Annotated in this window: 22 protein-coding genes and 1 pseudogene; 9 read left to right on the top strand and 14 right to left on the bottom strand. The window is 64.9% G+C overall.

Annotated features, from left to right (window positions below):
• Positions 1-213: 213 nt before the first annotated feature.
• Positions 214-939: a class I SAM-dependent methyltransferase gene (locus C1A35_RS04715; RefSeq protein WP_104663181.1), complete on the top strand. Its 726-nt coding sequence runs from the start codon at positions 214-216 to the stop codon at positions 937-939.
• A 24-nt stretch (positions 940-963) separates the two neighbouring features.
• Here C1A35_RS04715 and C1A35_RS04710 read toward each other — a convergent pair whose 3' ends face one another.
• The 3 genes from C1A35_RS04710 to C1A35_RS04700 form a co-directional block, all read right to left on the bottom strand.
• Complete coding sequence (locus tag C1A35_RS04710; RefSeq protein WP_104663180.1) at positions 964-1,413, bottom strand: hypothetical protein; 450 nt, start codon at positions 1,411-1,413, stop codon at positions 964-966.
• A 77-nt stretch (positions 1,414-1,490) separates the two neighbouring features.
• On the bottom strand, positions 1,491-2,759 hold the full coding sequence (locus tag C1A35_RS04705; protein ID WP_104663179.1) for an NAD(P)/FAD-dependent oxidoreductase: 1,269 nt from the start codon (positions 2,757-2,759) through the stop codon (positions 1,491-1,493).
• Between the two features lie 140 nt (positions 2,760-2,899).
• Positions 2,900-3,214: a DUF1272 domain-containing protein gene (locus tag C1A35_RS04700; protein ID WP_104663178.1), complete on the bottom strand. Its 315-nt coding sequence runs from the start codon at positions 3,212-3,214 to the stop codon at positions 2,900-2,902.
• Positions 3,215-3,283: 69 nt separating this feature from the next.
• Here C1A35_RS04700 and C1A35_RS04695 point away from each other — a divergent pair.
• Positions 3,284-4,240, top strand: a pseudogene (locus tag C1A35_RS04695) (GlxA family transcriptional regulator); the annotation flags it as partial.
• A 53-nt stretch (positions 4,241-4,293) separates the two neighbouring features.
• On the opposite strand, the gene C1A35_RS36610 reads toward C1A35_RS04695, so the two are convergent.
• Both C1A35_RS36610 and C1A35_RS04685 read right to left on the bottom strand, forming a co-directional pair.
• Positions 4,294-4,869 carry an isochorismatase family protein gene (locus C1A35_RS36610; protein ID WP_234822737.1) on the bottom strand — a complete coding sequence of 192 codons (576 nt, stop codon included), beginning with the start codon at positions 4,867-4,869 and terminating at the stop codon, positions 4,294-4,296.
• A gap of 21 nt (positions 4,870-4,890) precedes the next feature.
• Entirely contained in the window at positions 4,891-5,355 is a 465-nt protein-coding gene (locus tag C1A35_RS04685) for an Lrp/AsnC family transcriptional regulator (protein WP_043622517.1), read from the bottom strand.
• A gap of 189 nt (positions 5,356-5,544) precedes the next feature.
• Between C1A35_RS04685 and C1A35_RS04680 the strand changes: the two genes are divergently transcribed.
• Positions 5,545-6,264, top strand: a complete 720-nt coding sequence (locus tag C1A35_RS04680) for an aspartate/glutamate racemase family protein (protein ID WP_104663176.1) — start codon at positions 5,545-5,547, stop codon at positions 6,262-6,264.
• Between the two features lie 35 nt (positions 6,265-6,299).
• Here the strand turns inward: C1A35_RS04680 and C1A35_RS37195 are convergent, their stop codons facing one another.
• The 4 genes from C1A35_RS37195 to C1A35_RS04660 all read right to left on the bottom strand — a co-directional run bounded on the left by C1A35_RS37195 (position 6,300) and on the right by C1A35_RS04660 (position 9,844).
• Positions 6,300-7,190 (bottom strand): GrpB family protein, encoded by an 891-nt coding sequence (locus tag C1A35_RS37195; RefSeq protein ID WP_104663175.1) that lies wholly within the window; start codon positions 7,188-7,190, stop codon positions 6,300-6,302.
• Complete coding sequence (locus C1A35_RS04670; protein WP_104663174.1) at positions 7,191-7,583, bottom strand: glyoxalase/bleomycin resistance/dioxygenase family protein; 393 nt, start codon at positions 7,581-7,583, stop codon at positions 7,191-7,193.
• A gap of 53 nt (positions 7,584-7,636) precedes the next feature.
• Positions 7,637-8,917, bottom strand: coding sequence for an FAD-dependent oxidoreductase (locus tag C1A35_RS04665; protein ID WP_104663173.1), 1,281 nt, complete (start codon positions 8,915-8,917; stop codon positions 7,637-7,639).
• Positions 8,918-9,439: 522 nt separating this feature from the next.
• On the bottom strand, positions 9,440-9,844 hold the full coding sequence (locus C1A35_RS04660) for a winged helix-turn-helix transcriptional regulator (protein ID WP_104663172.1): 405 nt from the start codon (positions 9,842-9,844) through the stop codon (positions 9,440-9,442).
• Between the two features lie 198 nt (positions 9,845-10,042).
• Here C1A35_RS04660 and C1A35_RS04655 point away from each other — a divergent pair, with 198 nt between their 5' ends.
• Both C1A35_RS04655 and C1A35_RS04650 read left to right on the top strand, forming a co-directional pair.
• A complete protein-coding gene (locus C1A35_RS04655) occupies positions 10,043-10,858 on the top strand; it encodes an NAD(P)H-binding protein (RefSeq protein WP_104663171.1) in 816 nt (271 codons plus the stop codon).
• A gap of 194 nt (positions 10,859-11,052) precedes the next feature.
• Positions 11,053-11,436 carry a VOC family protein gene (locus C1A35_RS04650; protein ID WP_104663170.1) on the top strand — a complete coding sequence of 128 codons (384 nt, stop codon included), beginning with the start codon at positions 11,053-11,055 and terminating at the stop codon, positions 11,434-11,436.
• Between the two features lie 294 nt (positions 11,437-11,730).
• On the opposite strand, the gene C1A35_RS04645 is transcribed toward C1A35_RS04650, so the two are convergent.
• The 4 genes from C1A35_RS04645 to C1A35_RS04630 form a co-directional block, all read right to left on the bottom strand.
• The gene (locus C1A35_RS04645) at positions 11,731-12,945 is read right to left on the bottom strand and encodes a multidrug effflux MFS transporter (protein ID WP_104663169.1); all 1,215 of its coding nucleotides are present in this window, start codon (positions 12,943-12,945) and stop codon (positions 11,731-11,733) included.
• A gap of 155 nt (positions 12,946-13,100) precedes the next feature.
• Positions 13,101-13,895, bottom strand: coding sequence for a class I SAM-dependent methyltransferase (locus C1A35_RS04640; RefSeq protein ID WP_104663168.1), 795 nt, complete (start codon positions 13,893-13,895; stop codon positions 13,101-13,103).
• 129 nt (positions 13,896-14,024) lie between these two features.
• On the bottom strand, positions 14,025-14,648 hold the full coding sequence (locus C1A35_RS04635) for a histidine phosphatase family protein (protein WP_104663167.1): 624 nt from the start codon (positions 14,646-14,648) through the stop codon (positions 14,025-14,027).
• Positions 14,649-14,661: 13 nt separating this feature from the next.
• Entirely contained in the window at positions 14,662-15,414 is a 753-nt protein-coding gene (locus C1A35_RS04630; RefSeq protein ID WP_104663166.1) for a pyridoxine 5'-phosphate synthase, read from the bottom strand.
• 472 nt (positions 15,415-15,886) lie between these two features.
• Between C1A35_RS04630 and C1A35_RS04625 the strand changes: the two genes are divergently transcribed.
• From C1A35_RS04625 to C1A35_RS04615, 3 genes are all read left to right on the top strand, one after another.
• Positions 15,887-16,999, top strand: a complete 1,113-nt coding sequence (locus tag C1A35_RS04625; RefSeq protein ID WP_104663165.1) for a hypothetical protein — start codon at positions 15,887-15,889, stop codon at positions 16,997-16,999.
• A 398-nt stretch (positions 17,000-17,397) separates the two neighbouring features.
• Positions 17,398-18,075 (top strand): MerR family transcriptional regulator, encoded by a 678-nt coding sequence (locus C1A35_RS04620; protein WP_104663164.1) that lies wholly within the window; start codon positions 17,398-17,400, stop codon positions 18,073-18,075.
• A 198-nt stretch (positions 18,076-18,273) separates the two neighbouring features.
• On the top strand, positions 18,274-18,948 hold the full coding sequence (locus C1A35_RS04615) for a spermidine synthase (RefSeq protein ID WP_104663163.1): 675 nt from the start codon (positions 18,274-18,276) through the stop codon (positions 18,946-18,948).
• A gap of 62 nt (positions 18,949-19,010) precedes the next feature.
• Here the strand turns inward: C1A35_RS04615 and C1A35_RS04610 are convergent, their stop codons facing one another.
• Positions 19,011-20,138 carry an ATP-dependent DNA helicase gene (locus tag C1A35_RS04610; protein ID WP_104663162.1) on the bottom strand — a complete coding sequence of 376 codons (1,128 nt, stop codon included), beginning with the start codon at positions 20,136-20,138 and terminating at the stop codon, positions 19,011-19,013.
• Between the two features lie 402 nt (positions 20,139-20,540).
• On the opposite strand from C1A35_RS04610, the gene C1A35_RS04605 reads away from it, so the two are divergent.
• Complete coding sequence (locus C1A35_RS04605) at positions 20,541-21,629, top strand: AbrB family transcriptional regulator (RefSeq protein WP_104663161.1); 1,089 nt, start codon at positions 20,541-20,543, stop codon at positions 21,627-21,629.
• Positions 21,630-21,869: the final 240 nt, after the last annotated feature.

Genomic DNA, 21,869 nt, shown 5'->3' with positions numbered 1-21,869 from the left:
TCAACCGCAACTTGACCTTGCAGTGCCGCACGCCCTATCAAATCGGCCCGCCGGCAGCTTGAAGGGCCGCCGGTTTCGAGCAGGATCGAAAGGCACATGCTGTTCCCGCGGTAACGGCATGGCATGACGGCTCGCCCTAAGGCGCGCAGGCACCCGCGTCATACTGGGCGGTAGCTGAGAGCCCTGCGCATGACCGCCGGAAGGAGACCGCCAATGGCGCAGAACGTCTACGATCAACCGGAATTCTTCGAAGGCTACAGCCAGCTCGGGCGCTCGGTGCATGGTCTTGCGGGTGCCGCCGAATGGCCGGCGATTCGCGCGCTCTTGCCGGATCTTTCAGGAAACAGCGTCGTCGATCTCGGCTGCGGCTACGGCTGGTTCTCGCGCTATGCCCGCGAGGCTGGCGCTGCCCGTGTGCTCGGGCTCGATCTCTCGGAGAAGATGATCGCCCGCGCCAGGGCCGACACGTCGGATGCGGCGATCGACTACAGAATAGCCGATCTCGACCAGCTCGACCTGCCCAAAGGAAGCTTCGACTTCGCCTACAGCTCGCTTGCCTTCCACTATGTCGAGGATTTCGGCCGGCTGGTCGCCACCATTCACCGGGCGCTCGTGCCCGGTGCGCAGTTCGTCTTCACCATCGAGCACCCGATCTACATGGCCTCGCACAATCCCGGCTGGCGCATCGAAAATGGCGAGCGCACCTGGCCGGTCGATCACTACTCGGCCGAAGGCCCGCGCACGACCGACTGGCTCGCCAAAGGCGTCATCAAGCACCACCGCACGATCGGCACGACGCTGAACACGCTGATTGGGGCGGGCTTTGCCATCCGCCATGTTCAGGAATGGCGCCCGAGCAAAGAGCAGATCGCCGAGATCCCGGCGCTTGAGGAGGAAGTCGATCGGCCGATGATCCTGATCGTGAAGGTTGAGAAGTAGGCTGGCTAGTCGGCTATGGCGGCTTCAGGGGGAGAGAAAGGTCTCCATAGCTGCCGCCCGGCAGGCATAAACCATGCCGATTGCGCCTGCTTCGCGACGGCTGACGTTCGCCTTGCCCCAATCGGCCTGTCCGGATTTTGCGCTCGGCATGCGCACGGACTTTAGGGCGTCAGGCAGGGTTTCGTTCACGCAGCCAAGAATAAACGCGCGCACGGCCTGAATGCCGCACTCGGCGCCCTGTGCGTTCAGTCGACCCTGTGGCAGCTCCCTCAACCGCTGGTCCACGCCCTTAAGAAGGAAGGTGCTTTCCTCGCGTGAAAACGCGTTTGCCGCGAGCAGCTTACTCAGGCGCGCCCGTTCCACCGGATAGCTGACCTCCGGACAAGATTGGGCGGCCTCGGCGGCGGGCCCACCACAAGCGCCAAGCACCAAGGCAATGGCAAAGGCGCGGCCCGAAACCTCATACTTCGTCATGTGGATCTCCGAATCTCTGCGAATGAGAGGGGAAAATAGCCATCAGAACACCATCTAGAAAGTGTAGTTCGAGGCGACTACCCCTTCTCCTTCAGCGTCTCCTTCTGGGTGATCAGCCGGGCGCTGTGCTGGCCGCTCAGATAGGTCCAGAACCAGCTCCAGGCGACGGCGAAGCGGCTGCGGGTGCCGATCAGGAAGTAGATATGGGCGATGCCCCAGATCCACCAGGCGAGCGCGCCCTTGAGCTTGAAGCGGCCGAAATCGATGATAGCGGCGCGCCTACCGATGGTGGCGAGGCTGCCCTGGTGGCGATAGCGGAAATCTTCGGGCGGTTTGTCGCCGGCAAGCCGCGCGCGGATGACGTCGGCCACATAGGCGCCCTGCTGCTTGGCGGCGGGCGCAATGCCCGGCACCGGCTTGCCGCCGTCATAGGTGACCGAAGCCGTGTCCCCGATGACGAAGACATCGGGATGGCCGGGAGCCGTGAGATCGGCGCCGACGATCGCCCTGCCGGCGCGGTCGGCCGGGACATCCAGCCAGCGGGCGGCGGGCGAGGCCTGTACACCTGCGGCCCAGACGAGCGTGCGGCTGCCGACGAACTGGTCGCCGATGACAACGCCCTCTTCCGTGCAGGATGTCACGGGCGTACCTGTGCGCACCTCGACGCCGAGCCGCTCAAGCTCCTTGACCGCATAGGTCGAAAGATCTTCGCTGAACGCGGCGAGGATACGCGGGCCGGCTTCGACCAGGATCACCCGCGCCTTGCGCGTGTCGATACGGCGAAATTCGTCGGGAAGCGTCCGGTGCGCCATCTCCGCGATGATGCCGGCAAGCTCGACGCCGGTCGGGCCGGCACCGATGACGGTGAAGGTCAGGAGCGCGTCACGAACATCAGGATCCTCTTCCAGTTCGGCGCGCTCGAAGGCGAGCAACACCCGGCGGCGGATCGTCGTCGCGTCCTCCAGCGTCTTCAGGCCGGGCGCGAAGGGTTCCCATTCGTCATGGCCGAAATAGGCGTGCGTCGCGCCTGTCGCCAGCACCAGCGTGTCATAGCCGATCCGTTGGCCGCCCTTCAGCACCACGGCCTTCCCGGCCTCATCGACATCGCTCACTTCGCCAAGCAGCGTCGTCACCTCGGGCCGGTCGCGCCAGAGGCTGCGGATTGGCCAGGCGATCTCGGAGGTCGCGATCAGCGTCGTTGCGACCTGGTAGAGCAAGGGCTGGAAGAGATGATGGTTGCGCCGGTCGATGAGCGTGATCCTGACCGGCGCGCCGGCGAGCCCCTTGACGAGCTGCAATCCGCCGAACCCGCCGCCGACGACGACCACGTGATGCCTGTCCTGCATGTTCTTTCCAGTCGGCTTTGCGACCGGCCTTCCGTTGGACATGCCACAACATTGGGGTTGTGACGGCCAAGGACAAGCGCAACCACCTCATGTCACCCTTGCAAAAAGTCAAGAACGGCGGCGGAACCGGTGCGCAGCCGTCAGCGCTCGTCCGGCGCGAGATGCCGGATCCGCGCCACATGCGCCTGAATGTCTTCTGCCGTATACGGCGAATGGCGGCGTACCTCGCTTGCCGGATCGAAGCCGAGACCCAGCCGCTTTTCCGGGCGAAAGGACCGCATGGGCCGGATCGGCCTCGGCGCAAATCCGCCGCCGCAGGTCGGGCAGACATTGTGAAGCACCGTCTCCACGCAGCTTGCGCAATAGGTGCATTCGTAAGAGCAGATGCGCGCGTCCGCAGATGCCGGCGGCAGGTCGCGGTCGCACAGTTCGCAGTTCGGTCTGAGTTCAAGCATGGTTGGCTCCAAGGGTGGCGGATGATGTCCCGCTTGCTCCCATGAAAAGCCTTTGGCATAAATGACAATATGCCCTCGTTTTACGCCAAACCCGAGAATGCCGCGCGAACCGTCGCGATCGTGCTTTTCGATCGCACCAAGCTGATCGACGTGACTGGCCCGCTGCAGGTCTTCAACGACGCCCGCACCGCGTCGGGTGGGCGGGCCTATTCTATTTCCCTGGTCTCCGAGTTCGGCGGACCGGTCGCAACCGACACGGGCTTTGCGCTCGATACCCGCCCCTTTTCCGATTGCGCCGCGCCCGACACCCTCATCGTCTCGGGCGGGCAGAGCGCGCTCGAAGCGGCGAATTCGCAGGCGCTCCAGGCATTCCTTTCGGCCATGACCGGTCAATGCCGGCGCCTCGGCTCCATCTGCCTCGGCGCCTTCATTCTCGCGCGCGGCGGCCATCTCAATGGGCGGCGCGCCACGACCCATTGGGAAGATTGCGCCCAGTTGCAGCAGGATTTCCCTGATATCGAGGTGCGCGAGGATTCGATCTTCGAGGAGGATCGCGGCATCTGGACCTCCGCCGGCGTCACCGCAGGCATCGATATGGCGCTTGCGATGGTCGAAGAGGACCTCGGCCGCAGCGAGGCCCTGCGGCTCGCGCGCTCCCTGGTGCTCTACGTCAGGCGCACCGGCGGCCAGCGCCAGTTCAGCGCCGCCCTGCACCAGCAGATGACGAGCCGGGGCGACCGCTTCGATGCGCTGGTGGCCGAGATCCGCTTGGAACTTGCAGCCGACCTCTCCGTGCCGCGGCTTGCGGAGATGGCGCGCATGAGCGAGCGGAATTTCTCCCGCCTGTTCACGCGGGAGGTTGGGGCAAGCCCGGCGCAGTTCGTCGAGGACTTGCGGGTCGACGCGGCCTGCGAGGCGATCGAGCGCGGCGACGTGTCCGTTTCCCTCGCCCCGTTGCTTTTCGGCTTCGGCAACGCCGAACGCATGCGCCGCGCCTTCCAGCGCCGCAAGGGCATCGCTCCGTCGGACTATGCGGCGCGCTTCGGTCCGCCCCGACGGACGAAACCCGCAGGAGAAGCCTACAAGGACGCAGACGTGGCCGCGAAGGCGATATCCTCCACCGCATCCGTAAGCACGATCTCGTCGCCGAGCGACCATTCGGCCGCGCGTGCGGCAAGCCGCGCCGGCACCATCGGCGAGCGGCCGGGACCGGGCGGCACGTCATAGGTCGCGTGTGCGTCATTGGCGAGGATCACGGTAAAATCCTTTGCCATTGCCGTGCGGGCCGTCGCCGCCAGGCACATCTCCGAAAGCATGCCGCAGATCGCGATCGTCTCGACCTTGCGCGCCCGAAGCCGGTCTTCGAGATCGGTGCCGTCGAAGCCGTCGTCGTTCCGTTTGCGCACCACCACCTCTCCCGCTCCGGCGGGAAAGAACAGCTGCCACCCGTCGGTCTCCGGTTCGTCGACGGCGCCCTCGGGCCCATCGTTCTGCAGGAAGATCACCGGCACGCCCGCCGCACGGGCATTCTGCAAAAGCAGGCCGATGGCGCGCTGCAGGTCGACATGTCCGGGCACGGCTTCCGGTCCTGAAATAAAGGCCCGCTGCACATCGACAACCACCAGCGCATCGGCACCGCCTACCGCTTTGCTCACTGCGTCACTCGTCATTTCGCCTCACACCGCATAATCGACCGGCACCGCCGTGCCGCTCTTCAGGATTTCCATCGAGATCGAGGCGGAAACGTCGAACAGCTCGACCTTTCGCACGATCTGCTTGTAGACCACGTCGTAGTGCTCAACCCGCGGCAGCACGACCTTGACGATATAGTCATGATTTCCGGTCAGACGATGGGCCTCGACGATTTCGGGGATATCGCTGATCGCCCGGCGGAAGGTCTCGATCCATTCGTCCGAGTGATGCGCCGTCTTGATCAGCGCAAAGACGGTGGTCGGCACGCCCATGCGCTCGCGATCGAGCACGACGATGCGCCTGGCGATATAGCCCGCCTCCTCCAGCCGCTGGATGCGGCGCGAACAGGCCGAAAGCGACAGGTTCACCCGCTCCGCCAGTTCGCCGACGGCCACACTCGCATCCTGCTGCAACAGCGCCAAAAGCTTCCTGTCCCTATCGTCGAGCACGCCGATCCCTCCCATGATCCGAAATCTGTACGCCACATAATTGCACATTTGCTTACTGATGCGCAAATAGTTCGCGCACACGGCCGCTTTTGCTCAGATCAAAGCGAACCATTGCCGCCGCCCCTGCGGCATAGTTCCTCCCATCAAACGGCGGTCGCACCGGACAGCGGCGAAAGCGGACAGAGAGGAATGGTTATGCGCAAGATCGGTCTTATCGGCGGCATGAGCTTCGAAAGCTCGGCAGTCTACTATCGCATGGTCAACGAGGCCGTTCGCGAGCGCCTGGGTGGGCTGCATTCGGCCGAGGTGCTTTTGCACTCCGTCGATTTCCAGTCGATCGTCGACCTGCAGAAAGCCGGGCGCTGGGAAGACGCCGCCAAGCGGCTTGCCGCTGTCGCCCAGGGCCTCGAAGCGGCGGGTGCCGACTGCGTGCTGATCTGCACCAACACCATGCACCTGATCGCCGATCAGGTTCAGGCGGCCATCGACGTGCCCCTCATCAACATCATCGACGAGACGGCAGCGCGCCTGAAGGCCGCCGGCAGCCGCCGGCCGCTGCTGCTTGCCACCCGCTACACCATGGAGCACGGTTTTTATGCCGAGCGCATGAGGAGCCACGGCATCGACATCCTGGTGCCGGACGCCGACGGTCGCACCCTCGTGCACGATGTCATCTTCGACGAGCTTTGCGCCGGCAAGGTGCTGCGTTCGTCCCGCCGGGCGCTGATCGAGCTGATCGACAAGGCCGAAGCGCAAGGTGCCGATGCCGTCATCCTCGGCTGCACCGAGATCTGCCTGACCCTCGACCCCAGAGCCCTGCCGCTTCCGGGCTTCGATTCCACCGCGATCCACGCCGAAGCAGCCGTGGAGTTCGCACTGGAAGGGACTTGCCTCAAGCGGGCGGCCTGAACAGCCGCGCATGGGGCTACGCCGCCACGTAGCGGCTATCGGCCACGCGCAAGCGGCTGCAGAAAGACGCGCTCGTAGCTCACGAACGGCGGATCGTCGGCGTAAAGCGCGTTCGCCGCTATCCCGTCCGGGTCCGCGGCCACGTCGCTGCGATAACGCAGATAAGCGACCTCATCAGCAAAGGTGAAGAGCGCGACGGCGATGTCGCCGGCGCCGTCTTCGCCCACCCCCGGAAAGCTGGTACCGACGCCGGCGGGTTTTTCGCGCGGTATGAAATAGCCGTGATGCGTGCCGCCGTGCCGCTCGATCAGCGTCATCCAGGTTTGCGCATAGGCCTCGAAATCCGCCAGGCGGCCCGGCTTCAGCCGGTAGCGGATTTCGCAGGTGACTGTTGCTTGCGCCATAGCGCACTGATCTCCTGTCATCCGGTCTTCACGATCGACGATCGCGTTGACGAAGCTGCTCTTTTCAGTGGTGTAGCGATCGCCGTCATATCGATGGGCGTCGGCGAGACGTGCCTTCAGCGCCGCGTAGGCTGAGGCGTTGTCTTCATGGCTGCGCAGATGGTCGCGGAACAACAGGCGCCGTCGGTGCGTCTCGTTGTCCGGCGGGCAGAGATAGACCCGAAGCTTCGGCTCGACATCCTGCAGCAGGAAGGCCCAGACATCGTCGTCGTATCGGTTGCCGCGCGCCTGATAGCCGGCCTCGACCAGCAAGGCACTGGCGGCGGCGACGTCGGCCAGGCTCTTCACGGTGACATCAATATCGATGATGGCCTTTGCCGCCATGCCGGGAACGGCGGTGCTGCCGATATGATCGACAGCGATCGCCAGCGCGCCGAGGATACGTCGCAGCTCCCGTTCGCTCTCCCGGTAGCGTTGCGGCCAGCCCGGGTCATAGGCGACGATCTCCACCCGCGTCGCCATTCAGAGCCCCGTCCCGTCTACGATGCCGCCCTCTCCTTGGCGAGGCCCTCGCAGGCCGATGCAATTGCCCCAGGGGTCGCGCACCTGGCACATCCAAAGCCCCTCCTGGATCGCCATCGGCCCGCGATAGAGAGGCGCGCCGAGCACCTGGAAATGGGCGAGCGCCCGATCGAGATCGGCGACTGCCCAGTAGACGACGGAACCGGCAGCGCCGCTTGCCACCTTCTCGTCGGCCTGAACGATTTCAAGGTCGATAGCGCCGATCCGCAGATAGGCAAAATCAAAGGCGGCAAGAAACCGGCGTTCAGCGTCAGGAAATGCGCGCTGATACCAGGCAAGACCCGCCTGCGTATCGGCAACATGCACCAGAATGGCCGCCACGCCGTCCGTCATCAGAACTCTCCATCCGCCATCCGGATCGCCTTGATACAGGATTCGCTGCCGTCTCAGGCGGAAATCGCCGGGGCGACCGCTTGGCCGCCCTCGTCCGAGCCGACCGCCATCGCCTGCCAGTCGCATTCGCCAAGTCCTGCCGGCTTGAACGGGTCGACCAGCGTGCCCGAAACGATCGAGGCAAGCAGCGCCCTGATCGGCGGCGTGCGCGCGACGGTCGCGACCAGCTTGTCGCGCAGCCAGGCGAGCGCCGCCGAGTCCGACTGGTAGAAGGGCGTGAAGAGGAGCGACAGCAGCTGGAACAGCGCGACGTGGTTGCGGCGGGCGGCGGCATAGGCGGCAAGCGCGGCATCAAGGTCGGGCGACGTGTCGAGCGCATGCACGAGCGCCGCGACATCGAGCAACGCCATGTTCGCGCCCTGCCCGAGCTGCGGGCTGGTCGAATGGGCGCTGTCGCCGACAAAGACGGTACGGCCGGAGGCTGGCCGGCGCATGGTGCGATGCGCATAACGCGCCAGCGTCAGTTGCTCCCAGTCGGAGATCTGGTCGAGCACAGGCGCACAATCCGGCCAGTAGGCGAGGATCCCCGCCTTCCAGTGATCGAGCCCGGCCTGTCTTATCGCATCCGCGTCCGCCACCTTGAGGCTCCAGAAGAAGGCGATGCGCTCCCGCTCGCCCGCCCGCGCCCGGCCGGCAGGCAAGATGCCGATCATCACCTTCGCCCGGTCGTAGCGCTGCATCAGCGCGTGGCGATCGTGGTGAAGGCCGTCGCTGTCGAGCGTCGCCCAGAAGGCGCCGTAGACGAGTTCGCGCACCCTGGGCGCGACGCTGGAACCGGCGGCCAGCGCCGAGCGTGCGCCGCTCGCATCGATCACCAGATCATAGGCGCCCGCCTCGCGACCTTCCGCATCAACCAGCACGGCCTTGCCGCCTGCCATCCGCACGTCGGTCAGCGTGACGCCGGTTCTAATCGTCAGCCCCGCCGCGACCGCGGCGTCGTGAAGCGTATTGAACAGGGCCGCCCGCTGCACCGCCAGCCCGAAGCGCCCGCTGGCGAGCGCGTTATAACGCACATCGAGCACGGTGCGTCCGGACCTGGCGTCGGCGCCATGCAGCCTGTCGATCCGGCTGCCGAGGGCCAGCATCGGCTGCAGCAGGCCGAGCGTGTTCAGGACCGTCAGGCCCGTCGGCTGCAGCATCAGCCCGGAACCGACCGGCGAGGCCGCGTCGAAACGCTCGAGCAGCTCCACCCGATGGCCGCGGCGCGACAGCATCAGCGCCGCGGCCAACCCCGCCGGGCCGGCGCCTGCTATGCCGATGTGAAGTGTCTTCATGGTTCCCCGACGTGACGCAACTGATCGGCGAAACTATAGGGAAAATCAAGGCGCTAGGGCAAGGTCGCACGGTGGGACATGGCGTCGCGCATGACGCTTGACGCAAGGAACGCGCGGGAACGACCGCCCCTCATCCGGCCTGCCGGCCACCTTCTCCCCGCAAGCGGGGCGAAGGCGACGCGCGGCGCCCGCTCGCTTCACCGTCACGCTCAATCTGTGGCGCCGTTGCATGTAGCGCGCGCACTCGCTTCACCCACGCGCTCGGCTGTGGCCGTTACATCAACGTGGCACGCGCCCGTCATCAATATCGCATGCGCCCACGCCCCTGACGGCGGCTCCGTTCGGCAACGCTCCGAGCGGGGCACGTCCCCTCTCCCCGCCTGCGGTGAGAGGGTTAGTCCTCGGGTTAAACCCGAGGAGAGGGGCAAGGCCGGCTCACGATCAGCGGAAAAAAAATGGCGGGCGCGCCAGAGTGCGCACGAACCCGCGGCGCACGGGTGGTGCGCCGCCGCTACGAACGCCCTACCCCACCGCGTCATAGACCTCGCGTGCCGCGCGGATTGCGCCGTGGTTTTCCACCGACCAGTCGACGAAATGCTTGAGCAGGCCGAGCAGCGAGCGGCCGAGATCGGTGAGCGCATATTCCACGCTCGGCGGTTGCGTCGGGTAGACGGTACGGTGGATATAGCCGTCGCGTTGCAGGTCGCGCAGCGTCTGCGTCAGCATGCGCTGGGAGATGTCGGGGATCAGCCGCCGGAGCTGCGAGAAACGCAAGGGGCCGTCGGCGAGCGACAGGATCATCAGCGAATTCCACTTGCCGCCGATATTGTCCATGACATCGCGGACCGGGCAGTTTTCCATATCCATCGGCACGCCGCAGACGATCGCCACGCGCTTGCCCTTCACCTCGCCTGTCACCTTGTTCATCGGCGGTACCCTTCTTGTAACCACGAGAGAAAAAACTGCCTCCTTTACAGCCCTACTGCGATTACGGGATAAGAGCAAGTCTCAAAAAGAGACCATGTGCCAACGCTCCCTCCCAGGCGGCGGCGTCAAGGCGGGAGAGGAATGGACGGGCGCTCCCCGCGCATCCCTGTCCCGGTTCAGAAGAGAAAAGGAAAAGACATGTCCGATACATTGCTCGTCACCGGCGCAACCGGAAAGCTCGGCAAACTCGTGCTCGAAGAACTGCTGGCATCCGGCATCGCGCCGGCCCGCATCATCGCCACCAGCCGCGACATCACCAAGCTCGCCGATTACACCGCCAAGGGTGTTCAGACCCGCATTGCCGATTTCGACGACCCGGCTTCGCTCGACACGGCATTCGCCGGCGCCGACCGCATCCTGATCATCTCGACCGACGCCCTGGATCAGCCGGGCAAGCGGCTGAAGCAGCACCTCGCCGCGGTCGCCGCCGCCAAAAAGGCCGGCGCCAGGCACATCCTCTACACCTCGATGCCAAGCCCGGAGACCTCCGTCATCCCCTTCGCGCCCGATCATCTCGGCACCGAGAACGCCATCAAGGCGACCGGCATTCCCTATACGATCCTGCGCAACGGCTGGTACATGGAGAACCTGTTCATGGCGCTGCCGCATGCGCTTGAGACCGGCCATTGGTATTCCTCGTCGGGCGAAGGCCGCCTCGCCCACATCGCCCGCGCCGATGCCGCCAGGGCCGCGGCCGCCGCACTCGCCGCCCTCGTTGCCGCGGCGACCGGCAAGCCGCTTGAGGTCGTGCATATCTCGGACGAGGCGCTCGCCGGCGGCCTGAAGAGCGCCGGCCTGCCCGATTTTCTGGTTCCGATCGTCGTTTCCTTCGATGCCAACACGCGCGAGGGCCATATCGGCATGGTGACCGATGACCTCTCGACGCTGACCGGCCAATCCCCGGCCAGGCTCGCCGCGTTCCTCGGCGCGAGCAAGGCGGCGCTTGCCGGCTGATCGGCACGCTTGAAACCGCGAGGGCCCGGCCGTTCGTGCCGGGCCATCAAGCGGCAAGCGGGAGACGCCGATTGCACCTTTCAACCCCGGCAAAAGGGCTTTGCTCGTCGCTGCCGCGGCTTTTTTGTTCTTGTTATGTTCACGTTTGTGCGCTATGCATTTCCCCACCTTCACCACCGGAGAAAGGGAACATCATGAGCGCTTATGTGACCGTGGGTGCATTGGACTGCGCCCGCTCGAATGCCTTCTATGACGCAATCCTCGCGACCATCGGATGGATGAAGCACGTCGAATTTCCGGACTGGCGCGCCTATTCCGAAGGCGGGAGCGGCAAGGGCTTTGTCCTGTGGGTCTGCAAACCTTTCGACGGCGAGCCGGCAACCGCCGGAAACGGCTCCATGGTCGGCTTCATGGCCAAGTCGCCCGCCGAGGTGGATGCTTTCTACCAGGCCGCCATGGCCAGTGGCGGAGCGGACGAAGGCGCGCCCGGGCCGCGCCCGCATTATGGGCCTGACTGGTACTCCGCCTACATGCGCGACCCATCCGGAAACAAGATCTCGGTCGTCTACAACGGCTAGGGCATGTCGCACCAAAGTGCGCGGCGGGTTTGGCGATTACGACCTGCGACGAACCAGCAATTTAAAGCGCACCAAGCGATCCCAAGGATCGACACGCTTTTGCTTTGCCAGCGCGACAATTCGGGCCGGTTTGCGAAAACGACGTGCAAGGATCGAAGTCCGGGGCGCAGGACGCGAAACTGAGGGATCGCGACCGTGCCCTGGCGGGTCTCCTGGGCTTGTTTCCCAGGGCGTCTGGACGGACCGTGCGCAGGAGCCGCGCCTGCCGCACGGTCCGCCCGGATTTCGCCTCGCCTACCTGACCGCCTCCACCGGTGCGGCATCTGCCTTAAGCGCGATCTGCGAGAGAACCAGCGCGCTGATACCGGCGACGAAGAAGCCGGCCGAGAGGTTGAGCGTCGTGCCGTCATAAAAGGCGCCAATGCCGATCGCAAAGAGCGTCGCGATCAGGCTCGACCCCGAAGCGATCAGCGACGCACCGAGCCCCGCCACCTGCCCGAGCGAGCGCATGGCCATGGCGTTGAGATTGCCGAACAGCACCCCGATCGCAAAGAAGGCGGCAAAGCCGAGCGCCAGGAGCACGGTGAGCGGCGGCCGTCCGCCCCAGAGGCTCGATGCCACGAGCATTGCAAGCCCCGCCGCGGCGAGCCCGATGAAGCCGTGGCGCGCCATCGTCTCGGCGCCGAAGCGCTGCACCAGTTTCGCGTTGAGAAACGAGGCAAGCCCGATGCCGGTGGCGAGCAGGGCAAAATAGAGCGGGAAGGTCTGGCCGATGCCGTAGGCGTCGAAGAAGAGGTCGGCCGCCGTGCTCAGATAGAGGAGCTGCGCCCCGAAGACGAGCCCGGTCGCGACGATCAGCAGCGTCACACGGCCGTTCGACAGGATGCGCCGGCCGTTCGACAAGAGCAGTCGTGGGCGAAAGGCAATGCGCTTGTCGGCCGGCAGTGTTTCCGGCTGCCGCATCACCAGCCACAGGCCGAGAAGACCGGCTGCCGCGAGATAGACCGCAAAGACGCTGCGCCAGCCGCCAACGGTGATGATCCCCTGCGCGAGCGTCGGTGCCAGCATCGGCACCAGGATGAACAGCGTGAACATGAAGGACATGACGCGAGCCATGGCGTCGCCCTCGAACTGGTCGCGGATCATCGCCCTGGTCGCAATCTTCGGCCCGGAAACGCCGACCCCCTGCAGGAAACGGCCGAGGATGACCATTTCGAGCGAGCCGGCCACCATCGCGATGACAGTGCCGAGCGCGTAGACGCCAAGGCCAAGCACCAGCGCCTTCTTTCGCCCCATCGCGTCGGAGAGCGGCCCGAGCAGCAGCTCGCCGAAGGCCATGCCGAAGATGAACAGCGAAATGATGTGCTGGGTGGAAAGCGGCGGCGCAACGCCGAGATCGACGCCGATCTGGCGCAGGCCCGGCAGCAGCGCGTCGATGCTGATGGAGGTGAGCGAGGTCAAGAGCGCGTAGAGAACGATGCGCTCGCGAAAACTGGATTGAGATGTCATTGGCCGCACATATCGGAGAACTGAGGGCTCAACCTATAGCAGTCCTGCCGCCAGATGCGTGCGGCGACCGCAATATTTTTTGAGCAGCTTCCTGCCAGGGCGTGCGTAAAAACAACAAGCTAGCGTATCGACCACCCGAGCACGGGAGCGCACGTCTAGCCTTTGACGGCAAGAAACAGGCCGCTTTCCTTCTGCACGTTCAATACGCCCCCGTCTTCGGCGAAGGCAGAGCGGATCGCTTCCTTGAAGGCGGAAAGCTGATCGTCGCCGGCCTGGTCTCCAGGCGGAAAGGAGGTCAGGGCCAGGTACACGTCGTTCGGATCGGTCACGACCATATGGGCGGGATGAACGTAGCACTTAACATTGCCAAACTGCTCCTGAAGCAGCTTCTCGGCCTGCGTGAAGCCGAAGGCGGCAGCGGCCGGATCGTGGGGCGTGCCGCCGAATACAGTCGTCAACGCGTAGAGGCGGCGCATATTGTTCGTGCCGTTGGTCGTGATGGCGAGGAAACCTCCAGGCTTCAGAACGCGAAACATGTCGGCGACCGCCCTCGCCGGATCGGCCAGGTGATAGAGCATGTGCATGGCGACAACGCCGTCAAAACGCTCATCCTCAAACGGCAACGCCGCCGCATCCGCCACACTGCCATTCACCGAGACGAACGGCAACGACGCGCAGCGTTGCATGGCCTCGTCGACCATGCCTTGGGACAGATCGGTCAGGGTGAGATCGAGATTGTGAGGGACCGTGTCCGCCACCGCCTCCCAGAACCATGCCGGACCGCAACCGACATCGACGATCTTGTCGCCGGCCTTCAAGGGCAGATGGCTTGCGATCCATGGGAACCACGGGCGATCAGATACGGTGTACTGGGATTGAAGCCGCGCTCGTGCCGCGAGGTTTTGGCTGTTGCCGTACTGTTTTGCATTGCCCGTTGTCAGTGAAGTCACTTCGATCTCCTCGATCGTTTTGTCCGCGTCTGCTGCTTCCGGTCGAGATCGGCCGGCCGCAAACCACCCCGCAAACTCTTGAGAAACTATTTTTAATCAATGACTTGAAACGCCACCACCGTCTCCGGCCTAAGGCCGCAGATGCGAGGCATCCGCCAGGCTGACGACCGCCCGGTTCCGGAAAAAGTCGTCCTGGCGCAGATGGGTGATGCTTCCGGATTTCGCCGGGAAGCTCAAGAAACCGGTGGCCTCGACCGGAACCTTCATCCAGGCGGCGATCACCAGCGTCAGCGTGAAGCCGTGGGTGACGATGATCTGCGTCTGGCATGGCCTGGCGACGATCGCCTCGACACAGGGAAAGACCCTGAGCGCCACGTCGCGGCGGGTTTCGGCGCCCTCGATGCCGCAGGGGTGATCGAGCCTGTCGTCATCCGGCGCCGGCACGTAGCGCGCGTCGAGCCAGGCCTGCGGCTTGCCGCCCGCCACGCCATAGCTGATTTCCCGGAGAGAGGCGCTTGGGGTCACAGGGCGACCAAGGCGGTTGCCGATCGCCGCCGCCGTTTCCGCGGCACGCAAAAGGTCCGAGCTGAAGATCTCGACGTCCCCGTCGCCAACGAGAGCCGCCAGGCGCTCCGCCGTCGCCACCGCGTCCCCTCGGCCGCGCGCCGTCAGGCCGGTGTCGTACCAGCCGCCCACCCTGCCCTCGACATGATGGACGGATTCCGTATGGGTGACGACGAAGAGCTCCTTCAAGACGGAGGCTATGTCAGACCTCCTGGCCGCAGGCGCGGCGGAAGCGGCGCACCGTCTCGGCCATGCCGTATTCGAGCGCGTCCGCGGTCAGGCCGTGGCCGATCGACACTTCGGCAAGGTTGGGGATGTGCCGGGCCAGGAGCGGCAGGTTGGCAACCGTCAGGTCGTGGCCGGCATTGACGTCGAGACCGAGTTCGGCTGCCATCGCCGCCGTGCGGCCGAGTTCGCCGGCAATCTTCTCGGCTTTCTCAGGATCGTCATAGCAGCCGCCATAGGGACCGGTGTAAAGCTCGATGCGGTCGGCGCCCGTTTCCTTGGCGATGCGCAACGCCTCCTGGTCCTCATCGCCATCGGCAAACAGCGAAACGCGAAAACCCTTTTTCTTCAGCCGGCCGACCACGTGGCCGAGCAGGTTGTGATTCTTGCGGAAGTCCCAGCCGTGGTCGGAGGTCGCCTGCGCCGGATCGTCGGGCACCAGCGTCACCTGTTCCGGCCGGTGGGCTTCGACGAGACCGAGGAACTCCTCGTTCGGGTAGCCCTCCATGTTGAATTCCGTCTCCGGGAATGCGCCGTCGATCAGGTCGCGGATCGGCTGCAGGTCGGAAAAGCGGACATGGCGCTGGTCGGGCCGCGGATGCACCGTCAGGCCGGCGGCACCTGCCTCGAGCGCGATGCGCCCGAGCGCGGTAACGGAGGGCCAGGGAAGATCGCGCCGGTTGCGAAGCATTGCGACGGCATTCAGATTCACGGACAGTTTTGCAGGCATGTCTGAACTTTCCAGAGGCGGGGCCGGTCACGGCCCGGATGCGGGCAATGTGGATGCAATGTTCTACTGCATATTTACGGAAAGCAGAAACGGTTTGAGATCGAGATTATGAAGCAATTCCAAGGAGTACCGCGCCGACGGCCGCGACGATTGAACGCGGGGCGTTTGCCCGTCTTGCCTTGATCGAATCTTGACAATCGATCTTTCTAATATGCAGGAAAGCTCAAGCAGAAAGGGCGAAACTTCGCCCCCGAGACCGTTCGCGGCAACGCGAACGGTTGCCGCTCAGATCTTTCAAGGGGAACCGGACGCAATTTTTACGATTATTTCAGAAAAAACTCAAATTTGGCGTCTAATACCCCTGACAACCACCATTTTTGGCCTTAAGTTTCCGAATCAGATCGAATGGCCCTGGCCCGCGCCGCGATCGCCTTCATAGATTTTAGATCACATGACCCTGGAGCAAACACCGATGATGACGGTCGGAAGACCCTGCGATGAGACGATACGGCGGACGCTCCGTCGCATCCTCGAAAGCAAGGCTTTCGCGCGCTCCGAACGCCTGAGGGCGTTCCTCGCCTATGTCGTCGAAAAGGAGATGATCGGCGAAGGCCCTCAGCTCAAGGGTTACTCGATCGCCATCGACGTCTTCGACCGGCCGCAGGCCTTCAACGCCGACAGCGACCCGCTGGTGCGTGTGCACGCCGGCAAGCTGCGCAAGCTCCTGAAGGCGTTCTACGAGGGCGACGGCGCCGATGAGGAATGGCGCATCGCCATTCCCAAGGGAACCTATGTTCCGGAATACCGCCACGTGCTGACGGAAGTCACAGCGGAGGCCGTGCCCGCGGCGCGCCAGCCGAAGCCGGCAAAGCGGCGCTTTGCCGGGCATCGCCCCGCCTGGCCGCCGGCACCGTTCTCTTCGCCGCTGTCCGTCTTGAGCGTCCTGCCGCTCTTGCTCTTTGCGCCGATGCCGTCCCAGGAAATGACGCTGGACCTCGACGCCCAGGCCAAGCTTTTCAACGCCCGCCACGCGACCGAACGGGTCCTGCCGTCGGTGACCGTGAAGCTCATCGGCGCCGAAAACAGCGACGCCAAGGCCTTTGCGACCGCGCTTCGGCTCGCCGCCCAGCGCCACAAGACGCTGGCGCGCGCCACCGACGGCGACACCGGCCGGCCCGTGTCGCGCAACTCCGCCCTCTCCTTCACCGTCCAGGTAACCTGGTACGACGCGCCGGCCCAGGGTATTCGCGTCACGCTTTCCCATGACGGCGAGAACGTGCCGATGCGCCAGGACTTCATCACCTGGAAGCGGCTTGAGACCGAACCGGACCTGCTTTTCGAGAGCATGTCGCTCGCCGCCGAACTGTTCTCGCTCGATGGCGAGATCTACGAGCACGCGCGCGAAGAGCAGATCGAAAGCCCGCTGATGGGCTGCATGGCCGCCACCCAGCGCTATCGCAAGCATCTCACCCGCGACACCTTCGAGACCGCCTGGAGCTGCCAGCAAAAACTCTCGCCGCTGCGCGGCGACGAGCCGCTGTTCATCCTGAGCTCCAACAGCCCGCTCAAGGTGATCGGACACTGAGCGTGCGCGGTGGGGCCGGCAAAGGCCGGCCCGCATGAAGCGGCTGCGATCCCCGGTCCGCCACATTCGTCTGCCATACTGGGGTCTGGCCATATTAGCGATTCGCGTATACGGTGCACGCATGCGTTGGGAATGGGTGCCTGGGTGCTCGTCAGGCAAGCATCCTTGTCCTGAGTAAGCCGCGCCTTTCGCGCGGGGTGCCCCAACCGAGCAGCAGGTATTGTCGTTGACGATCAACGAGTGCCTCACCGCGCGGATCCGTCCGCACCTTTGAGACCCGGCGATCGCCACCGCTTCCGGACGCGGATTGCGCGCACCCCTGGGTCGGCCTCGATTCAGGATACGTGCAGAAACAGCGCGCCGACAGACGCGCAGGCTGTAGACCGGGGACCATCGACATGCCGCGAGACCACTGGAAATTCGAGGGCGTGCTGGCCGCGCCGGATCGCGTCGGCTTCCTGCCCGACCTGCCTCTTCCCCACCACGACCCGAGCACTCCGCTTGCGATCGCCGACATGGCGGACGCCTTTGGCGTCACCCATCGAACGCTGCATTTCTACGAGGAAAAGGGGCTGCTGACTGCCGCCCGCATGGGACCGATGCGGGTCTACAACGAAGATCACATCCGCCGCATGGCCGTCATCAACGCCTGCCGCGAGATCGACATGCCGATCTCGACCATCCTGGAGCTCCTGACCGGGCTCGCCGGCACCGAGGAGCAGGCCGAGGCCGACCGGCTGTTTCGCGACGCGCTGCTCGCAAGGCGCCGCGAACTCGCCGCCCAGCAGGCCAACCTGCGCCGGCAGATGCAACGCATTTCCGAGCTGCTCGAAACCACCAACGGAGGCAACGAGGCCACCGACGCGGATGGCCATGTCCACCTCTCGCCGATCGAAAGCGAATGCCTGACCTTCATGGCCGACGGCTACCCCGCCGCGCGCATAGCCGGGCTGATGGACATGGACGTGGCGGCGGCGCTGACGCTCGAAGCCGGCATCATCCGCAAGTTCGGCGCCAACAACCGCTTCCAGGCGATCGCCAAGGCCGTGCTGTCGGGCATGATCTCGGCGGAATAACCAGCCACCGCCCCCTGCTCGCCGCCGGCTGCTCCGACATTCGTCAGCCGCCCGGCAAAGGGACGAGCGGAGACCCCGGAGGCCTCCGGCAAGACGAGGACCGCGGCAAGGTTTCTCCCGAGCCCGCCGATAATGGGATGTCTTCGCTGCCGCGCCCATGGTACGAGGCGCTGAAACGACCTTGAGCGAGATGCCCCGATGCTTCCCTGGATAGAACTGGACCGCGCAACCATTCCCGGCGACGGCGATGAATTGCGCCTGAAGCAGCGCGGGCAGGAATTCTCGATCATGCTCGGCTCGACCGAGCTGATGAACAGCCGGCTGAGCGGCTCGGAAGAGGCCTTGGCGACGCTCGCCCACGAGCGCATCGCCGGCCGGAAAAGCATGAGCCTGCTGATCGGCGGCCTCGGCATGGGCTTCACGCTGAGGGCAGCCCTCGGCGTGCTTCCCGCCGATGCCCGGGTGGTGGTCGCCGAACTGGTGCCGGCTGTCGTCGACTGGGCGCGCGGACCGATGGCCGATCTGCACAAGGGCACGCTCGACGATCCCCGTGTCGAGATCCATGTCGGCGATGTCGGCGCGCTGATCCGTTCGAAGAAGGCGGCGTACGACGCCATCCTGCTCGATGTCGACAATGGCCCCGACGGCCTGACCCGCCCCTCCAACGACAGCCTCTACAGCCATACCGGCCTTCGCGCCGCTCAAGGCGCGCTTCGCCCCGGTGGCGTGCTTTCCGTCTGGTCGTCGGCGCCCGACAGCGCCTTTACCCGCCGCCTGCGCGAAGTCGGTTTTGCCACCGACGAGGTCAAGGTGCGCGCCAACGGCAAACGCGGCGGCGCCCGCCATGTGTTGTGGATGGCGACGAAACGGTAACGCTGCGTCCTGCACCCGCCATTTCATGGCACAGCCAGCACGTGCTTTGGCTTTCCCAACGGTCAGCGAACGATGGTCAGTCGCTCCGCAGCCCGGGTGATCGCCGTATAGAGCCAGCGCTCGCGCGTGTCGCGGAAGGCCCAGCTTTCGTCGAACAGCACGACATTGTTCCACTGCGAGCCCTGCGCCTTGTGCACCGTCAGCGCATAGCCGTAGTCGAACTCGTCGTAACGCTTGCGCGTCGTCCAGGGGATCTCGCCCTCGACGTCCTCGAAGGCCGTCTTCAACAGCTTGATCTTGGCGGCACCGCGATCCATGTCGTCGTCTTCAGGCCGGATCATCAGGTTGATCCCGGGCTTGACCGTTTCCTTCGACGAACTCATCACCTGCCACAGCGAGCCGTTGAGCAGGCCCTTGGCCGGGTCGTTCCTGAGGCACACGAGCTTGTCGCCCGATTGCGGATACTCGCTGGTAAAGCCTTTCAGTTCGCGCAGACGCTGGTTGTAGCGCCGGCGGGTCTTGTTGGTGCCGACCAGCACCTGGTCGGCTTCGAGCACCAGTTCCTGGTTCACCTGCGAGCGACCGATCACCTGCGTGGTGCCATAGTCGCCATGCATGATCTCCTCGCCTTCGCGCACCTGCATGGCGAGTTGGATGATCGGGTTGTCGCGCGCCTGGCGGTGAATGTCCGTCAGCAGATAGTCCGGCTCCTGGTTGGTGAAGAAGCCGCCACCCGAGACCGGCGGCAGCTGGCCGGGGTCGCCGAGCACCAGGATCGGCGTGCCGAAGCTCATCAGGTCCTTGCCGAGCGCCTCGTCGACCATCGAGCATTCGTCGACGATGATGAGCGCCGCCTTGGCGACCGGGCTCTGGCGGTTGATCGAAAACATCGGCGCGATCGAGGTCTTGCCGGTTTCCTCGTCGGAAACCTCCTCCTCGCCGCGCGGCCGGTAGATCAGCGAGTGGATGGTCTTGGCATTGCTCGCGCCCTTGGAGCGCAGAACCTGCGCCGCCTTGCCGGTGAAGGCGGCAAACAGCACGTCGCCGTCGACATGCTCGGCGAAATGGCGCGCAAGCGTCGTCTTGCCGGTGCCGGCATAGCCGAACAGCCTGAAGAGCGGCGAGCGACCCTCTTTCAGCCATTGCGAAACGGCCTTCAGGGCCTCGTCCTGTTGCGGTGCGAATTGCATGGGGCTGAGTGTCAGGATTCGGGCGACACACGCAAGCCCGGAATTGCCGCCCCACCGGAGTACCAGGAGCCGCCAGCCTCGCAACAGGCACCCGTCCGCGCAAAATTACCCCGCAAAATCAAGGCCGCACCGCGTCACCGCCCTTGCCGCCGCGGCTGTCGCCACGCAGAATTTGTTCACGTTTTTTTCTCATTTCGCCTCCTGCCTCGACGGCGCGCGCGCTCTGCGCTGTCGATCCTGTGGCACTTTCTTGCTCTGCCCCTTGAATGCAACGTCGCATTGTTGCTAACGAGCGTGACGTGATGGCGCCCGCGCTTTGGCTGGCGAAGACCATCGCTTGAGCCCGTCAAGGCCGGCCCCGATGGCCGCTTCTGCCTTTCCGGGTCATGCCGGAGAGTGCCCGTGACAACCGACAAGCCCGCAGCGCCGCCCACTCCGGACAAGGTCGGCATCGGACGGCTCGCGCCCTGGCTGCAATGGAGCCTGCTTTTGGCGGTTTCCATCGTCCTTGCCTCCATCTTCGAATTCATCGGCCTTCCCGCCGGGCTGCTCATGGGCCCGATGCTTGCCGCAGTGCTCGTCGGCATGAACGGCGGCACGATCCGCCTGCCGCGCCAGCTGTTCTTCTGCGTCCAGTTCATCCTGGCGATGATGATCGCCGGCGCCATGACGCCCGGAATGCTCGTCACCTTCTCCGGCAACTGGCCCTTGTTTCTCGCCGTGATCCTCTCGGTCATCGCCGTCAGCACGCTCTGCGGCTGGGTCATCACCCGCATGCGCATCCTGCCGGGAACGACGGCCATCTGGGGCTCGTCGGCGGGCGCCGCCTCGACCATGCTGTTGATGGCCGACGCCTATGGCGCCGATGCGCGTCTCGTCGCCTTCATGCAGTATCTGCGGGTGATCTTCGTCGCCAGCACCGCAACCGTGGTTGCGCATATGTGGGTCACCGGCACTGAGGCCGAGCAGACGACCCACTGGTTTGCGCCGATCGATGGCCTGCTCTTCCTCGAGACGATCGCCGTCGGGCTTGGCGCAGCGCTCGCCGGCCGCTTCCTGCGCGTGCCGGCCGGCGCCTTCCTGTTGCCGTTCCTCCTTGGCGCCGTGCTCAATGTCTCGGGCGTCATGACCACCGTTCTGCCGCAATGGCTGCTGGCGATCTGTTTTGCGGCTCTCGGCTGGAACATCGGCCTCGGCTTCACCCGCCAGATCCTGATCCATGCACGCCGCGCCCTGGTGCCGACGATCGTCTCGATCGTCGTGCTGATCTCGTTCTCCGGGTTGCTCGCCCTGCTCCTGATCGAGATGGTCGGCATCGACCCGCTGACCGCCTATCTCGCCACCAGCCCCGGCGGTCTCGATTCGATCGCGGTGATTGCCGCCTCGAGCAATGTCGACCTCTCCTTCGTCATGGCGCTGCAAACCGCCCGCCTCCTGATCATCACCATGATCGGCCCGACGCTCGCCCGCTTCGTCGCCGACCGGGCCTAATATCCTCAGGAGACCCGGCCGTTCTGGCCGGATCGAGAAAGGCTTCGACGGCATGCGCCGCCTTGAGGCGTTCTCGGCGGCTGGCGATGCGCCACGAAACAGGACGACATGCGCAGCACGCGCACCAGTTTTCCGGGAATAAATCCTGTCCCTGCCGTGTCTTACGGTTGGATCTGCATCACGCGGCTCTTGCGGAATCGGGACGTGGAGGCTTTCCGCCCGCTTCCGGACAGGTAAACC

The organism is Ensifer adhaerens, assembly GCF_002940685.1.
Classification (GTDB): Bacteria; Pseudomonadota; Alphaproteobacteria; order Rhizobiales; family Rhizobiaceae; genus Ensifer; species Ensifer adhaerens_E.
Note: the sequence above shows the minus strand (reverse complement) of the source record. Positions and strands in the feature narration are given on the sequence as shown.

Coding starts and splice junctions, on each gene's coding strand:
- C1A35_RS04645 (WP_104663169.1), bottom strand. CDS start 12,945: ATGACATCTCAATCCAGTTTTCGCGAGCGCATCGTTCTCTACGCGCTC.
- C1A35_RS04630 (WP_104663166.1), bottom strand. CDS start 15,414: ATGCCTGCAAAACTGTCCGTGAATCTGAATGCCGTCGCAATGCTTCGC.
- C1A35_RS04615 (WP_104663163.1), top strand. CDS start 18,274: ATGCTTCCCTGGATAGAACTGGACCGCGCAACCATTCCCGGCGACGGC.
- C1A35_RS04700 (WP_104663178.1), bottom strand. CDS start 3,214: ATGCTTGAACTCAGACCGAACTGCGAACTGTGCGACCGCGACCTGCCG.
- C1A35_RS04625 (WP_104663165.1), top strand. CDS start 15,887: ATGATGACGGTCGGAAGACCCTGCGATGAGACGATACGGCGGACGCTC.
- C1A35_RS04705 (WP_104663179.1), bottom strand. CDS start 2,759: ATGCAGGACAGGCATCACGTGGTCGTCGTCGGCGGCGGGTTCGGCGGA.
- C1A35_RS04715 (WP_104663181.1), top strand. CDS start 214: ATGGCGCAGAACGTCTACGATCAACCGGAATTCTTCGAAGGCTACAGC.
- C1A35_RS04620 (WP_104663164.1), top strand. CDS start 17,398: ATGCCGCGAGACCACTGGAAATTCGAGGGCGTGCTGGCCGCGCCGGAT.
- C1A35_RS04610 (WP_104663162.1), bottom strand. CDS start 20,138: ATGCAATTCGCACCGCAACAGGACGAGGCCCTGAAGGCCGTTTCGCAA.
- C1A35_RS04670 (WP_104663174.1), bottom strand. CDS start 7,583: ATGACGGACGGCGTGGCGGCCATTCTGGTGCATGTTGCCGATACGCAG.
- C1A35_RS04650 (WP_104663170.1), top strand. CDS start 11,053: ATGAGCGCTTATGTGACCGTGGGTGCATTGGACTGCGCCCGCTCGAAT.
- C1A35_RS04665 (WP_104663173.1), bottom strand. CDS start 8,917: ATGAAGACACTTCACATCGGCATAGCAGGCGCCGGCCCGGCGGGGTTG.
- C1A35_RS04680 (WP_104663176.1), top strand. CDS start 5,545: ATGGTTATGCGCAAGATCGGTCTTATCGGCGGCATGAGCTTCGAAAGC.
- C1A35_RS04710 (WP_104663180.1), bottom strand. CDS start 1,413: ATGACGAAGTATGAGGTTTCGGGCCGCGCCTTTGCCATTGCCTTGGTG.
- C1A35_RS04655 (WP_104663171.1), top strand. CDS start 10,043: ATGTCCGATACATTGCTCGTCACCGGCGCAACCGGAAAGCTCGGCAAA.
- C1A35_RS37195 (WP_104663175.1), bottom strand. CDS start 7,190: ATGGCGACGCGGGTGGAGATCGTCGCCTATGACCCGGGCTGGCCGCAA.
- C1A35_RS04660 (WP_104663172.1), bottom strand. CDS start 9,844: ATGAACAAGGTGACAGGCGAGGTGAAGGGCAAGCGCGTGGCGATCGTC.